The organism is Azonexus hydrophilus, assembly GCF_001956855.1.
Classification (GTDB): Bacteria; Pseudomonadota; Gammaproteobacteria; order Burkholderiales; family Rhodocyclaceae; genus Azonexus; species Azonexus hydrophilus_A.
Genome location: NZ_MTHD01000009.1, coordinates 1 through 14796, shown reverse-complemented (window position 1 = coordinate 14796; position 14796 = coordinate 1). Strand labels below are relative to the sequence as shown.

At 55.3% G+C, this 14796-nt stretch carries 14 protein-coding genes and 1 pseudogene; 8 read left to right on the top strand and 7 right to left on the bottom strand.

What is annotated here, in order from left to right; translation table 11 throughout:
- Positions 1-5: 5 nt before the first annotated feature.
- The 3 genes from BJN45_RS17225 to BJN45_RS17215 all read left to right on the top strand — a co-directional run bounded on the left by BJN45_RS17225 (position 6) and on the right by BJN45_RS17215 (position 2142).
- Positions 6-629 (top strand): CBS domain-containing protein, encoded by a 624-nt coding sequence (locus tag BJN45_RS17225; protein ID WP_076097505.1) that lies wholly within the window; start codon positions 6-8, stop codon positions 627-629.
- Between the two features lie 147 nt (positions 630-776).
- Positions 777-1199, top strand: coding sequence for a hypothetical protein (locus BJN45_RS17220; protein ID WP_139326378.1), 423 nt, complete (start codon positions 777-779; stop codon positions 1197-1199).
- Positions 1200-1245: 46 nt separating this feature from the next.
- Positions 1246-2142 (top strand): universal stress protein, encoded by an 897-nt coding sequence (locus tag BJN45_RS17215; protein WP_076097501.1) that lies wholly within the window; start codon positions 1246-1248, stop codon positions 2140-2142.
- Between the two features lie 62 nt (positions 2143-2204).
- Here BJN45_RS17215 and bioD read toward each other — a convergent pair whose 3' ends face one another.
- The 5 genes from bioD to BJN45_RS17190 are packed head-to-tail and all read right to left on the bottom strand — an operon-like array spanning position 2205 to position 5435.
- The gene (gene bioD / locus BJN45_RS17210) at positions 2205-2876 is read right to left on the bottom strand and encodes a dethiobiotin synthase (protein WP_076097499.1); all 672 of its coding nucleotides are present in this window, start codon (positions 2874-2876) and stop codon (positions 2205-2207) included.
- A 52-nt stretch (positions 2877-2928) separates the two neighbouring features.
- Positions 2929-3240, bottom strand: coding sequence for a P-II family nitrogen regulator (locus BJN45_RS17205; RefSeq protein WP_233080761.1), 312 nt, complete (start codon positions 3238-3240; stop codon positions 2929-2931).
- On the bottom strand, positions 3237-4184 hold the full coding sequence (locus BJN45_RS17200) for a sodium-dependent bicarbonate transport family permease (RefSeq protein WP_076097498.1): 948 nt from the start codon (positions 4182-4184) through the stop codon (positions 3237-3239). The genes BJN45_RS17205 and BJN45_RS17200 overlap by 4 nt, the downstream gene beginning before the upstream one ends.
- Positions 4185-4195: 11 nt before the next feature.
- The gene (locus BJN45_RS17195; protein WP_076097496.1) at positions 4196-5077 is read right to left on the bottom strand and encodes a DUF6671 family protein; all 882 of its coding nucleotides are present in this window, start codon (positions 5075-5077) and stop codon (positions 4196-4198) included.
- A gap of 37 nt (positions 5078-5114) precedes the next feature.
- Complete coding sequence (locus tag BJN45_RS17190) at positions 5115-5435, bottom strand: HPF/RaiA family ribosome-associated protein (protein ID WP_076097494.1); 321 nt, start codon at positions 5433-5435, stop codon at positions 5115-5117.
- Positions 5436-5537: 102 nt separating this feature from the next.
- On the opposite strand from BJN45_RS17190, the gene nhaR reads away from it, so the two are divergent.
- The 3 genes from nhaR to BJN45_RS17175 are packed head-to-tail and all read left to right on the top strand — an operon-like array spanning position 5538 to position 10734.
- On the top strand, positions 5538-6428 hold the full coding sequence (gene nhaR, locus BJN45_RS17185) for a transcriptional activator NhaR (RefSeq protein WP_076097493.1): 891 nt from the start codon (positions 5538-5540) through the stop codon (positions 6426-6428).
- Positions 6429-6443: 15 nt separating this feature from the next.
- Complete coding sequence (locus tag BJN45_RS17180) at positions 6444-7730, top strand: site-specific integrase (RefSeq protein ID WP_076097491.1); 1287 nt, start codon at positions 6444-6446, stop codon at positions 7728-7730.
- A gap of 7 nt (positions 7731-7737) precedes the next feature.
- Positions 7738-10734: a Tn3 family transposase gene (locus tag BJN45_RS17175; protein ID WP_076097489.1), complete on the top strand. Its 2997-nt coding sequence runs from the start codon at positions 7738-7740 to the stop codon at positions 10732-10734.
- A 57-nt stretch (positions 10735-10791) separates the two neighbouring features.
- On the opposite strand, the gene BJN45_RS17170 is transcribed toward BJN45_RS17175, so the two are convergent.
- Positions 10792-11757, bottom strand: coding sequence for a hypothetical protein (locus tag BJN45_RS17170; protein WP_139326377.1), 966 nt, complete (start codon positions 11755-11757; stop codon positions 10792-10794).
- A gap of 382 nt (positions 11758-12139) precedes the next feature.
- On the opposite strand from BJN45_RS17170, the gene BJN45_RS17165 reads away from it, so the two are divergent.
- Together BJN45_RS17165 and BJN45_RS17705 are read left to right on the top strand one after the other, a co-directional pair.
- Positions 12140-13255 carry a PIN domain-containing protein gene (locus BJN45_RS17165; protein WP_076097486.1) on the top strand — a complete coding sequence of 372 codons (1116 nt, stop codon included), beginning with the start codon at positions 12140-12142 and terminating at the stop codon, positions 13253-13255.
- A gap of 100 nt (positions 13256-13355) precedes the next feature.
- Positions 13356-14234 (top strand): hypothetical protein, encoded by an 879-nt coding sequence (locus tag BJN45_RS17705; protein WP_076097484.1) that lies wholly within the window; start codon positions 13356-13358, stop codon positions 14232-14234.
- A 67-nt stretch (positions 14235-14301) separates the two neighbouring features.
- Here the strand turns inward: BJN45_RS17705 and BJN45_RS17155 are convergent.
- Positions 14302-14421: pseudogene (locus BJN45_RS17155) on the bottom strand (transposase); the annotation flags it as partial.
- Between the last annotated feature and the right edge of the window lie 375 nt (positions 14422-14796).

Below are 14796 nucleotides of genomic sequence, written 5' to 3'. Positions count from 1 at the left end.
GCGGAATGTTTTCCATCTACGGCATGACAGGCCAGGTATTCAGCGGCACGCTGGAGGCGATGAACCGTGTCTATCCGCTGGCGCGAGCCCGCAATACCCGAGGCGTAGCCCAGGAGGGCGATGAAATAGGTGTCGAGAACATGGCGACGCCATTGCAACGGGAGGCCGTCCGTGCCTATCGGAGAATGCTGCCCGACGACCTGGAGCGTGGTCCGCTGATTCATGCGGCCCAGATCATGAGCCATCCGGTCACGGTGCTCAACCAAAAAAACGCGGTTGCCGACGCTTGGCGCGTCTTCCAGCGTTGTGGAATCCACCAGGCACCGGTTCTGGACGACGCGCACCGGCTGATCGGGATGGTCAATGAGCGGGACTTGCTGACCGTCATCGATATCGACGGTGAACATGTTCTCGAAAATCTGCAACGGCGGGTGAGTGATGTCATGACCTCGCCGGTCGTGGCTTCCGTACCCGTGACCGACATTCGACGCATCGCTGCGGCGATGCTCGAAGGTGGCTTGAGTGCCGTTCCCATCGTCAATGAAAGCGAAATCATTGTCGGCATCGTTTCCCGTACCGATGTCTTGCGCGCGGTCATGACCGATCCGCCCCTCAGTCTGTGGCGTTGAAATACACCGGACGATTAGGACCCCCCTCATGGCGCCCCGCATTGTTCGCTATTTGACGAGCTATCGGTAAGTACACTTCGCGTTTATTCAGGATGCTATCGGACTTATCCTTGTCTCGAATGTCAATGAATCGAGAGAGGAATGATCATGATGACCCTGCAAGCCCGTGAATGGACGAAAGGCGCCCATCGGTTGCGTCACTATCCGGCCGACAGTACCCGCGCCAGGGCGCGCCTTGCCGTGTTGGCCATCATCGCCGGCGGCAACACCGACATCCGTACGTTCGACGCCCTGGAGCAACACGGTGAATTCCGCACGCTCGACCTCGAGCGCGAAGATTTCTTGCGCGCCCTGTTTGACCTGTGCTGCGATCTCCTTCGGACATCGGAGGGGAGGAATGGCAGAATATTTCCCGAAACACTTGATGCCCTGATGGATGAAATCCACAGCCAGCATGCGCGGCGCACCTTGTGCTGTCTCATGATCGAAAACATGCGGGCTGATCATGGCAGTGCCTTGGCCGGAAAACTCCGCCTCGGCGATGCCAGCCAGGATTGGCCTGCGCGTTAGGCACAGGGGTTTTACGAGATGTTCATCACACCATCGGAGATTCACCATGAATCCTGAATCCTTGCACGTATTGATTGCCTTCGATGGTTCGCCTTCCTCAATGGCTGCGGCTCGCAGCTGGTCGACATGGAGTTCCGCCCAGATTGCGCTCACAGCAACCTTGCTCACGGTTACTGACGGGGCCATGGAGAAAGAGGGAATTGCTCCTGTCTGTCACCCGCTGGCTGACGCGGTGAGTACCGCTCAGGAATGGTTTGCGCGCAGCGGGGTGAAAATGGAATACGTTGTCGTGGATGGCGGAACCCCGGCGACGAGGATCATCAACGAAGCCCAACATCGTCAGGCCGACCTGATCGCGATGGGAACTCGCGGCCTGTCACCGCTGCGCGGATTGCTGCTCGGGTCCATTGCGGCCGAAGTTGCCAGAGGCAGTCCGATCCCCATCTGGCTGATGGGGCCGCATGCGGCGATACCGGCCACACTCGGCCGGCGTCTCCGGCTACTGATCGCCGTTGATGGGTCGGCACATGCTGCCCATGCGGCAGCCTGGGCGGGGCGCATGGCGGCGCGTCTGGGCGAAGCATCGCTCGAACTGTTCAGCGTGCAGCCTGCCTTCTCTCCTTTCGAGGGCATGCTCGATGCCGCAGCAGGTGATTTTCGTCACTGGGGCCTGGGCGTTGGCGAAGCCGCCATCGCCGCCGCTCGGCATGCCATGGGGGATGTCGGCCATCAGGCGACTGGCGCCGTGGCAACCGGAGACGCGGTTTCCATGATCCTGGCGCAGGCTGAAGAGAGCGGAGCCGATGTCATCGTTGTCGCACCGCAAGGCGTCAACGCGCTGGAGCAGGCAGCCCTTGGCAGCGTGTCGCAATCACTGTTGCTCTCGGCACGCTGTCCGATACTGCTCGTTCCGCGCCACTTGACTATTGATGACGCGGATTAAGGTCGTAACCGGAATTACGCCTTGGCCAAGATGACAGCGCTTGGCTTTCGCAAAACGAATGTTCAGCTAACCCATTTCTGAACCCACAATGCAAGTTGCGGATTGGGTGGGTTGTTATAGGTCTGATGAATCACTGGGGCCGACAGCCAGCGTTGCAGATCGGTATGGTTATCGAGGAAGGGGTTGTCTGGTTGGGCAACCTGATTCAGCACTACGCCCATCAGGGGCAGTCCGCGCATCTGGATGGCCTCGATGGCCAGCAAGCTCTGATTGACCGCACCCAGACGATCGGCTACTACCAGCAGAACGGGCATGCCCATGCCGGCAGCCAGATCGGCATTCAGTGCGCCGTGGGCGATCGGTGAATAGAAGCCGCCGGCACCTTCAACCAGCAGAAAGTCATCGTCGCCGACCCCATTCAGACAGGCAGCATGCAGATCCCCAATCTCAAGCGGCCGATTGGCCAGCCTGGCCGCCCACTCCGGAGAAACCGGCGGCTCATAGCGATATGGACAGACAGCCTCCAGCGCATCCATGGCGCCAGCTGCCGCGTTTAGCCGAACCGCATCCGAAGGTTGGAGAATGTCGCTTCCAGCCAGCTTCTCGCATCCGGTTTCGACGGGTTTGCGCACGCGCACACGTTGCCCGTTCTCCCGAAGCGCTTTTGCAACCTGGATGCCGATGGTGGTCTTGCCAACTCCGGTGTCCGTTCCGGTGATGAAAATGCCGCGCATTGATGTCTCTTTGCACCTCGGCCGCACCGATGGGGCGACCTGATTGTTGCCTTCAGAATTTGCCGGGCCGCAGCACTTCGACCTCGGAAAGGCACGCCACCATGGCGTAATTCGAGTAGTACCGTTCCTGCAAGTGCGCCAGCAGCGTTTCCGCCTGGGGGCGGGCACAGATGATCTCGATTCGAATGTTCTTTGATTCATCCCAGGTGGCGTCCCGCACCCCGCGGCTTCCTTTGCCGCGCGCGTCGCAGATGGTGTAGCCGCGAATCCCCAGTCGATCAATATCCTTGATCAGGACGTGCTCGAGGGTCGCTTCTGTAAACACGGTGAGCAGCGTGCGTTTTTCGGTCTGTATGGGGATCACGGCGTCGCTCCTGTCAGTTGGGTGGCCATCCAGTGATAAAGCGGGATTCCGGCCAGAATATTGAAGGGGAAAGTCACGCCCAGTGAACCGGCCAGAGACACGGCGGGATTCGCCTCAGGCACGGCGATCCGCATGGCGGCCGGGACGGCGATGTAGGACGCCGAAGCCGCCAGGGTGGCCAGCATCGTCATCCCGCCGACCGAGAACCCGAGCATCATGCCGGTGCCGAGGCCAAGACAAGCCGACAGCAGCGGCATGGCCAAGCCAAAAGCGATCAGGGACAAGCCGCGTCGCTTGAGCTCGTCTACCTGACGGCTGACAATCAGTCCCATTTCCAGCAGGAACAGAGCCAGCACTGCCTTGAACAGATCGAAGTACATGATCTTGATGGGTTGCAAGCCCTCCGGCCCTGCCGCCCAACCAATCGCCATCCCCCCCAGAAGCAGGGTTACGCCCTTGCCCAGGAAGGCCTCATGACCCAATGACCTCCAGTCGGTGTCCTTGCTGACCCCGCGAGCCAGAACGATGCCGACGAGAATGGCGGGAATTTCCATGACAGCCAGCAAGATCGCCATTTGCGGTTCGACATCGATACTGCGTGACGACAGCCACGCTGCAGCAACGGCAAAAGTGGCGACGCTGACCGACCCGTAGTGGGCGGCCGTTGCTGCGGCATTTGGACGGTCAAAACGAAAAATCGCACGCAAGGCGCCAAAGGCGATCAACGTCTGAACGACGCCCAGCACGACCACCGCCAGCAGTTGGGGCAGCAATGGCCCCAGGGGCTGGGTTGCCAGGCCTTGGCCGCCTTTCAGGCCAATTGCCAGCAGCAGGAAAATGGATAGCGAGTCGTACAGAGCGCTCGGCAGTTTCAACTCCGAGCGCAGGAGTCCGGCAACCAGCCCGAACAGGAAAAACAGGATGACCGGATCAATGCTGTTCATGGTGACGATCTTCAGGGATTACAGTAATCGCAATGGGCCGGATCAGCGAAGGCGACCCCGTCCTTCCGGAGATGTTCTTCCCGAAAGTTGCAAGCGGGACAGCCCCAGACCTGTCCCCGCTGCTCGCGGGTAGGCAGGCCGCATTCTGCACAAGGCAGTCCAGCCACCCGTTCAATGGCGGAATAACCCGGCGATCCGCATTGAGGGCAAAACGAACGTAGTTTCTCCGCCAGACTGTGTGCCGCCTTGCCAATATTTACCATGCGTTCCGGATGCGCGTGAGCCCGGAGGTCGCGTTCGACAAGAATTGCCGCCTGATCCGAGGCTAGCCTCTTTACCCATGCGAAGGCGGCTCTCAGAGAGGATTTGTCGGCCAGGCCCTTGCGCACGCGGGGATCGTTTTCGCTGCAAGGCCGCAGAACCAAATGCTGTTTTGGAAAGCCGACCCGATGCGCGAAGGCCTCCAGTTCCGGCCAATCCGTGATCCAGGCATGATCGTGGCTCGCAGGCCCTTGATGGACGCCGACCACCTCGATTTTCCGGATATCGTCGATCAGGAGCAGTACCTCGACGTTCCACGGAAATAGGCCGGTGTGCGGATCGGGTCCAAAACTCCCCTCGCTGGCAAGCCCCAGGCTGGCACCACTCAATTGCATGCCGATACGAGCCTTGCGGCGGGCGGCATCCAGTTGGCTGCCGTAGCGCGGAATATCCCGGGTGAAAGTGCCCAGTTCATCGGTATCAAAGCCAGCAACCCGCTTGACCCTGCAGCCCAATGCCTTGTCGAGCACGGGGGCAACCACTTGCTCCTTGCCGTGTTGGGTAAGAAAGGCGATTTCCTGACCTGCATAGGGATTCAGTTGGATCTCGGAAGCAGTCTTGGCATCGTTCATCAGTTGCTTCGTTTCTGCATGGCTACACCCGCCTCGTTCAATCAGCATGGCGGCGCAACAGCTGACTTTGAACCAGGGTCTGTCTTTCCAGCGACCGGGTGGCACGGGTGATAGCCCTGTCGGTCGCCCAGTAAATGTCGGCCAGCGTCTCGTGAGCGGAGATTTCCGCCTGTCCATGCTGCAATTGAAGGCGTACCCGGCATCCTGTGTCCTTGCTCGCCTCGTCGCCACTGAAATGGAAATCAACGCGAACCACCTTGTCCCGGCTTCTCCCAAGCGAACAAGCCAGACGCCACAGGGCGTACTGCTTGACCGGCTCGCTCAGGCACAGATGACTGGTATGGAAATGGACGTTCATTGGATCGAGTAGCGTAAAAGAGCTAGCGAATTGTCCCCGAGATAACCATTCGATTCCATCAGATATAATGCATCCAATTAGTCGAAAATATCGAATAATCAAATGCTCAATTTCAAACACCTGCATTACTTCATGGTGGTCGCCAGAAGTGGGGGCATCATTCGCGCTGCAGAGCGTTTGCATCTGGCCCCGCAAACACTGTCCGGACAGATCTCGCAGTTTGAGGAGCGGATTGGTGCCCAATTATTTCATCGTGTCGGGCGGCGACTGGAACTGAGCGAAACAGGCAAGCTGGCTTTGTCTTATGCCGAGGAGATTTTCCAGACGGGCTCTGAACTGGAAGAATTGCTCAGCAGTGGAGCGATTGATCGCTTTTTCACTTTTCGTGTCGGGGTTGCCGATGTGTTACCGAAATTCATCGTTCACCGTTTACTGGCGCCGGTTCTGAAACTGCCGGAAGCGATTCGGCTGATCTGCCACGAAGACCGACTCGACCGCCTGTTGGCCGACTTGGCGCTGCACAGCCTGGACATGGTGATTGCCGATCGCCCCATGCCCCCCGGTACGGAAATCAAAGGCTACAGCCATCCGCTCGGCGAGTCCGGCATTGCCTTCATGGCATCTCCCGCATTAGCGGAGAAAATTGGCAGTCGTTTCCCGGCCAATCTGCACGGTGCGCCAATGCTACTGCCAGGCAAGGACAGCGCCCTTCATCTGGCTTTGCCACGCTGGCTGGAGCGGATGAATGTCCGCCCCAGAATTGTCGGGGAATTCAGTGACAGCGCCTTGATGAAGGCCTTCGGCGAAGCCGGCGCGGGAATCTTTCCGACACCTGCATTGAGCGTGGCGGCGGTTTGCGAACACTACAAAGTCGATATGGTCGGTGAAACGAATGACATCAAGGAGCGCTTCTTCTTGATCTCCGCAGAGAGAAAGCTGGCCCACCCCGTTGCACGCGCTGTCAGTGAGCATGCAAAAAAAATGATGTTCTGACAAGGAAGATCTGTCATGGAAGCGAAGGTAGGTCTTTATCTCGATGCCGCTGAGCGAGCCAATACCCGACGTAGTTATGCGTCAGCCATTCAGCATTTCGAGGTTGAGTGGGGCGGATTGTTGCCAGCAACGATTGACTCAATTGCCCGATATCTCGCCGCTTACGCTGAATCCTTGTCACTGAACACGCTGAAGCACCGCCTTTCGGCGTTGTCGCGCTGGCATCAGGACCATGGTTTTCCTGACCCGACCAAGGCCAGCAAAATCCGGCAACTGCTGAAGGGTATCCGAACCCTGCATCCGGCTCAGGAAAAACGGGCCAAGCCACTGGAAATTGAGATTCTGCAAGATGTTGCCGAATGGCTGACATCGGCCACAGCCGCAGCGGTTAGTCGGGGAGATTCGGCCAACGCCCTGAGACATAGCCGGGATCGAGCCCTGGTTCTCCTCGGTTTCTGGCGGGGGTTCCGCTCCGACGAACTGGCTAACCTTCGTATCGAATTCATCGATATCAAGCCCGGCGAAGGGCTGACCTGTTTCTTGCCCCGTAGCAAAGGGGATCGCAACCTGGATGGCCGAAGTTACTCCTGTCCAGCGCTATCACGACTATGTCCGGTCGAGGCAGTCGAAGACTGGCTGGCTTTATCCAAACTGACAGCGGGACCGCTATTTCGCAAGGTCGACCGCTGGGGGCATCTGTCCGAGGCTGAAATGACCCCAAGCAGCATCATTCCCGTGCTGCGAAAATTGCTCAGCCAGGCCGGCATCGCTGATGCCGAGTCTTTCAGTAGTCACTCGCTACGCCGTGGGTTCGCCCAGTGGGCTGGCATGAGCGGCTGGGATATCCGTGAGTTGATGAAATACGTGGGTTGGCGCGACGTGAAGGCTGCGATGCGCTATCTGGATGGGGTTAGCCCTAACCAGAAAGCGCGATTCGAGCAGGGGCTGGATCGAGCGCTGCCGGAAACAGCAATTGACTCGACCGCGCAGTTGCCCAGCTTGCCTGAGGTTCCACTCACCATGATCGAGATTTCCATAGATTTGTCTGCCTTCAACGGCAGCCGACGGGGTGTCGCCAATGCCTTGCGGGACATGACGAACACTTGCCTTGCACGGTTCCAGGCACACCCCATGGATCTGGACGGACGACGATATCAACTTTCCGTCCCGACACCATCGACCGACATGCTTGACGATCATCTCTACACTTTGCTCGACGAAATCCATCGTATTGCCGATGCCCGTGAGTGCTTCCTGGAGGCGGTCTGCCGCGACCCTGCAACCGGCAGGCACTGGGAGTGATGCAGGCATGACCCAGGTTCACGAGACCGCGTATCCCCGGCTGAAAGCGGACCCATCGGCACAGGATCTCGACGAGATTTATACCCTGACACCCGATGAAATTACGTTCATCGACCAAACCGTCAAACGGCCGACCGCCCGCACGGTAGCTTTTCTCTACCTGAAGCTGTTTCAGCGGTTGGGTTACTTTATCCGTCTCAAGGATGTGCCGAGCGCTATCCGTCAGCACATTGTCGCCCAAACGGGATTCGCTCGCCCGCCGAGGCTGGACGAGTTGTTGCAATTCGATCGATCGACCGGACGCGAACGGTTAGTCGAATCGCTGCGTCGATACCTGAATGTCCGGCCATTAAACCAGGACGGCCGGGCCTGGTTACAGCACATCGCCGAGACAGCCGCTGACAACCGCCACGTCGTAGCCGATATCATCAACGTGATGCTGGAGGAACTGGTCCATCATCGCTATGAGTTGCCCGGTTTCACGGTCCTGGATCGATTGGCCATCCATGCTCGCGAGAAGATTCACGAAGTGCATTTTGCGGGGATCGCCAACCAACTTGATGGCAAGGTGAAGGAACGGATCGACAGCCTGTTCAAGGTCAGCCGGGATGAATCCAGCACAACCTGGAACATGCTCAAACGGGAACCGAAAAAGCCAACCAATAAGGAAACCCGCTCTTACCTGCAACACATCCGGCGGTTGCAATTACTAGTTGAGCAATTGCCCCAGCCTTACATTCCCGTTCCTAAACTCAAGCAATATCGCTACATCGCTCGCTCTCTGAATGCCAGCGAGATGGCGGAACTGAAACCGCAGAAGCGTTACGCGCTGGCGGTCATTTATATCCGTGCACAGTTTGCCCAGACGCTCGATGATGCAGCAGACCTGTTCATGCGCATGCTTCAGAACCTGGATAACCAAGCACGCAACAAATTGGGGGAGTACCAGCAGGAACATCAGCAGCGAACGGATCGCCTGATCGGACAATTGAAGGAGGTGCTGCTGGCCTATCAGATCAATGGCACCGACCAGCAGCGAGTCGAAGCCATCGGCTCCAGCCTGATCGCGGACGTAGACGATTTGGTGGCCATCTGCGACGAACATATGGCCTATGCTGGCCGCAATCATCTGCCGTTCCTCATTCAACCCTACAAGGCCGTTCGCGCCCAACTACTCAATTGTATCGAAATCATCAATCCACAGAGCAGTAGCGAGGACGATACCTTGATCCGGATGATGAAGGTATTGCAGGGGCTGCGCAGCACGCGTCACGAAATGGTGCCGATTTCTTTACTCGAACTGGATGCAGAACAAGATCTCCAATGGCTGCCCAGCGCTTGGCGCAAGCTGGTTGTCACGGAGCGCACCGATGGGCGAATTGCCACAATAAACCGCCGCTACTTTGAACTGGCAGTCCTGTACGCCATTCGCGATGAGCTCAAGTCAGGCGATCTCTTTATCCAGCACGGCGAGCGCTACGACGACTATCGCGAACAGTTGGTTGACGATGCAACCCTGGCTCGCGAACTGACTGAATATGGACAGGTGACGGGGATCGAAACCGGTCCCAAGGCGTTCACCCAGGCACTGAAAGTTGCATTGTTAGAAACCGCTGAAGCCGTCGATGCCGTGTTCCCGGAAAATGCCCACGCCGAAATCGTTGACGGCCGTCTGATCCTGAAAAAACCACCGGCCAGCGAACTGCTACCCGGCATCCGCCAGATCGATCATCTGATCACGGAGCACATGGAGAACGTCAGCATCGTTGACGTGCTGATCGATACAGAGCGCTGGCTGCAACTGCATAAGTTGTTCCGGCCCTTGATGGGAACCGAAAGCCGGATCGAGGAATTGCGCCCAAGAGTGATCAGTACCTTATTCTGTTACGGCTGCAATCTTGGCCCCACCCAGACTGCGCGCTCGATTCGCGGCATGAGCCGAAAACAGGTCGCCTGGCTCAACATCAAGTACGTCACGGAAGAGGCGCTGGAACAAGCCATCGTCAAAGTGATCAATGCCTACAACAAGTTTGAATTGCCCAGCTACTGGGGGTCAGGAAAACATGCCTCAGCCGATGGTACGAAATGGAACCTCTACGAGCAGAACCTGATTTCCGAGCATCACATCCGTTACGGTGGCTACGGCGGCATCGGCTACTACCACGTCTCCGACAAGTTCATTGCCTTGTTCAGCCACTTTATTTCCTGTGGCACCTACGAGGGAACGCACATCCTCGACGGCTTGATGACCAATACCTCGGACATCCGACCGGACACCATTCATGGTGATACGCAAGCCCAGAGCTACACGGTTTTTGCCTTGTCGCATCTGCTTGGAATCAAGCTGATGCCCCGTATCCGTGGCATCAAGGATCTGGTATTCCATCGTCCAGAGAGCGGTAAAAAGTTCGCGCACATTGACCGGCTATTCACTGACGACATCAACTGGCAACTAATCGAAACGCATTTGCCGGATATGTTGCGGGTGGCCGTCTCCATCAAGCTCGGCAAAATCTCGGCCTCGGCCATCCTGCGCCGTCTGGGAACCTACAGCCGCAAGAACAAACTGTATTTCGCCTTCAAGGAATTGGGCAAGGTCGTGCGGACCATGTTCTTGCTGAAATACGTCGGCGATGTCGAGCTACGCAAACTCATCCATTCCGAAACCAACAAGTCAGAACAGTTCAATGGCTTCGCCAAGAAGCTGTTCTTCGGCGGAGAAGGGGAGATCGCTGAGAACCTGCGCCACGAGCAACGCAAGGTTATCAAGTACAACCATCTCGTCGCCAATATGGTGATCCTGCACAACGTAGTCGGGATGAGTCGGGTATTGAAGCAGCTACAGGCCGAGGGTGCGCTGATCAATCAGGAAGTCCTGGCCGGTTTGGCGCCATACCGCCTGGAACACATCAATCGCTTCGGCGACTATGTTCTTGATTTCCGTCGAAAGGTTGAGGTCTTGGCGGACGGCTTTCGGATTCTCGAAGCCGAATCAGCAGCTTAGAGAATAAACGGGGATTTTTTCATGATTCCCGGCCGACCCTCGGTTAGGCATGGTTCGCTATGTTTCGAAGGGGGAGAACAAAATCTCGGTGTTTGGATCTTCTCTCAGCCGCTGCCAGAATGTCAGGAGGCGTTGCGTTATCTTGTCGCTGAGGGCTGTGTCATCAAGGCGTGAGAGTTTTGGCAGGTTCAATTCACCATAAGAACGTACAACCCGCGCGTTAAGCATTCCTTCGCGGCCAACTCGAGGCCCAAGATTCTTCCGAATCAATAGGAAGTCAGCGAGGGCTTGGTCAGAGGTACAAACCACTGTAGATGGGTACTTGGCGTAGTGATAGTGAAAATCCAGGTTCACCCAGTGCATCATGTCCCAAGCGACATTTCGTGCGATCGCATCACTTCCTTCTTTGATAACTCTGCTTAGCTTCAGAAAGCGGTGCGCCTCGGGTGATCCCGCTATAGCGTAGACCGCCAGGTAAAGAAGTGGGCCACCTATGACAGCAAGGTTCTGTCGTTCGGAGATGATCCAATCGAGAAAGTCATCTATACGCTCAAGCATTACGTTATGTTGAAGCGAACCGGAGCCTGGCGTGGTCACGTGAATCTGTTGCAGCGTTAGAAGAAGAGAATGATGAACGGAGGAGAGTAACCGTGAGACCGGCTCGTACGTTAGCCGAATCCAGGTCGGGTCCAAGTTTTCTACGCCGTAAACAGAACGAAAGAAGTACTCAAACTTGGCCAAATAGGCCCCGAAGTCGGCTTCGCAGTCTTGCCGCGTTAGCTCCATCAGCGCAAGGACAGGTTCGATCGGGAGGCGCCTAGAGCGTTGTGTCCATTGAAGGTGAACGCGACGCCTCGTTTCTCGAAGAAGCCGGAAGTGGGCATCATCAAGACGTGTAGCTTGGTCAGCGTGCCGAATAAAGGCAAGAACGGTGTTTGCATCAAACACGAACATGGCATTCGGTGGCTGGCGTGCTAGTGCTGTGATCTCTCCGTTGTGGCCGATGAAGCGGATGGTGCTCACGATGCTTACCAGTTATTCACAAGCAGAAACGTCCGGGCTATTGTAAATAATACGGACACGATTGGATTACCCGTAAGGTTCTGAATGACATGGAGATTATCCGATGCCGGTTTCCTTATCAATCAGCAATCATACGGACAGAGCCAACGGCAGCTATGCGACACTTTTTTTGAGGGACCGCTTCTGGCCGTTATGAACAGATGTGCATAACGGCCACAAGCGGTCACTTGGTTTCCCTTCCCAAAGCAGACGTTGCTGTACAGCATTTTTCTGGCATATTGGAGTTGCTATACTGACAGCCAATATTTCAAGTGACTGAAATACATGCGTTAAGGCAACAACTCCAGCGTCAACAATATTGTGACTCACGAAGGAACGCTGCATGAGCGAAGAAACAGAGTACGAAGCACTTCTCATTGATACGTCGATCTTTGACGGAAATGGCCTTCGCTTGGAAAAGGGCCTGCTTGGCAAACTCAATCAATTTAAAAGAAGCCCGGTGGTTTTCTTGTTGCCAGACGTAATTTGTGGCGAGATAAAAACACATCTTGAACAGAAAATCAAAGCATCGAGAAGCGCTTTAGAGAAATCCATTAACGATGCTGGCGATCATCTGTTCTTCGATGGAAACACTCTACACGAAGCAAAAGAGTTATTACTTGATAGCAAAGAAATAGAAGGGCTTGCCGAAACAAGGCTGAATAATTTCATTGAAAACACTGGAGCCGTTGTTCTTGAGTGTGGTGACCATTTGTCAGTATCAGAACTGCTCAAGAAATATTTCTCAAATTCAGCCCCGTTTTCGGAGTCTGGAAAAAAGAAAAATGAGTTTCCGGATGCCATAGTTTTGATGGCTGTGGATGAGTGGGCAAAGAAGAGCAACAAATCAGTTCTTGCGATCTCAAACGACGGCGACTGGAGTAGGTATTGCGAATCTTCAGAGTATATTGATTGCATTGAGGAATTGTCAGATGGCTTGGCAATGTTTAACAAGGCAAATGCCCCTTATGCATTACTGTCTAAGCTTGAATCCGCACTAGATTCAGAACAAGCTCAATCCTTCCTGGATGATGTGGCTTCTAAACTAGAAGCCGAACTAGATGGCTTTACTCCCGACCAAGATGCTGAGTCATATCTTTACTGGGAGCCAGAGGGAAGCAATGGCTGGTTCAAGAGTTTTTACCTTACATCGAATGTGCTTAGAATTATTGAAAGCGATGAGGAATATCTGGTTATTCAATGCAAAGCAGCAATAACCGTTGAAGCTGAAGGTGAATTTTCTCTATCAGTACATGATTCGATTGATGACGATTATGTTCACATTGACTCTGTAACGGCTACTGCCGAAGAGGAGTTTGAGTCGGAAATATTGGTAACAATTGTTGGCGATCTTGAAGGGCCGATCGAAGAACTGCACATTGAACAGGTTGAGATCGTTTCACCCATAAGGCGCATTCACTTTGGTACTCTCGAACCAGACCTGAGGGATTACGAATGAAAATTCGTTCCAGCGGATTGCCAAAAGCCACGCTTTTACCAGCCGCTGAGCTCAAAGGTTATGCGGCTTTATACCGAGAACACATTGAGGGTATCGAAAGATGACCACGGCTCATCCTGAATCGAAGCGCGTGAAGGCGTTGCGCTTGGGAATCGCTAAGGAAATACCGAAGTTCCCGAACGACAAAGCGACGCTTCATTCGCTGGAAACGTCCTCGCTAGCATCGCTCTTGATCCACTATAACAACTGGGCCATCCGTTATGTATCGCCCCGCCCGAGGACGGTATCGATTGAAGCAACGGCGTCCGGAGACCCTCGATGGTCAACACTTGCCAACGAAATTACAGCCTTCCTCGACAAGGTAAGAAGAGGAGATGACCTTACCCCGCACCTCTCGCTAGAGCCCCATACGCGAGGCTATACGCCAGCCTCGGCACAAAAAGGATCGGACGTTGATCGATGGGCCGACAAGGATTTTTTGCTAAATGTGATGGGCTACCACCATTTCCACCTTGGGCCACAAGTTTATCCAAATGGCTTTGCTGCTCGCACCGACAACCTAATTTTCGCGAGGGTTTCTCGTGACCATTTCACTGTCGTCGCCATCTTCGACCACTCGGTGTTCGAGAGGCCAGAAGACTCGACTGAGACAATGACAAAAGAACGAGAAAGACTTTGGTCTGTATTTGACGAGCACTCATCCAGAGGAATGGCGCCTGGCGCCGTGTACATCCCGTCGATGATTACTACTTCAGGACATTCAATGCACGTTGTACGCATGGCAGACGACTATGCTCACGTAATCCGGGAAATCGACCCAAAGCTTGATGACATTGAATTTGTCAAAGGGCTTTACGACCCAGCAGGCCCCCCATGCCCCAAGAAGCCTAAACTCAAATGGCACCTCAACTATCTTGATTTGGGGTTACTCGATACAACGTCCAATATGTTCTTTGTATTTCGGTACGGTCCGAATTGATGTTTTTCACTTGGGCCGTAAAGCCGCATGACCCGGCGGCCCACCGGACGCTGGGCGATAAAGGCGCGCTGCGCCAGAGGTAGTAACTCGCTTCTGAGAAGGCGTACTTGCGGCACAGTTCCGCAACCTGCATCCCTGCCTCCCGTAGGAAGCCAATGATCTGTTCTTCGGTGAATCGCTTCTTCATGTCCAATCTCCTTATCGTGAAAGATTGGACTCTAAAGTCAGGCGCTACTCAATTCCGGGGGGACGTCGCGGACCTTCAGCGTTTGATTTTTTCTGCTTGCGCGGTTTTGTCGAGCAGCGTCCAGCAACCGAAGTGAGCGAGATTGGCTTTCCAGTACGGAAATTCCAGAGTCCGCCTCATTTCCGCTTATCCGTCCGATTCCAAAACAGCCCCCTCTCCGAAAATCCGAGGGCGTCGGCAGTCTGAAAGTGAATCGCCCCGGGAATCGCGGAGGCCATTTGATTTGAGTCAGGCGGTAACGGCCTGCTCGGTTTGACAGCGGTAGTAGTTTGCCTCAGCTTCGGCAGGAGGAATATATCCGATGGGCTCAAGTAA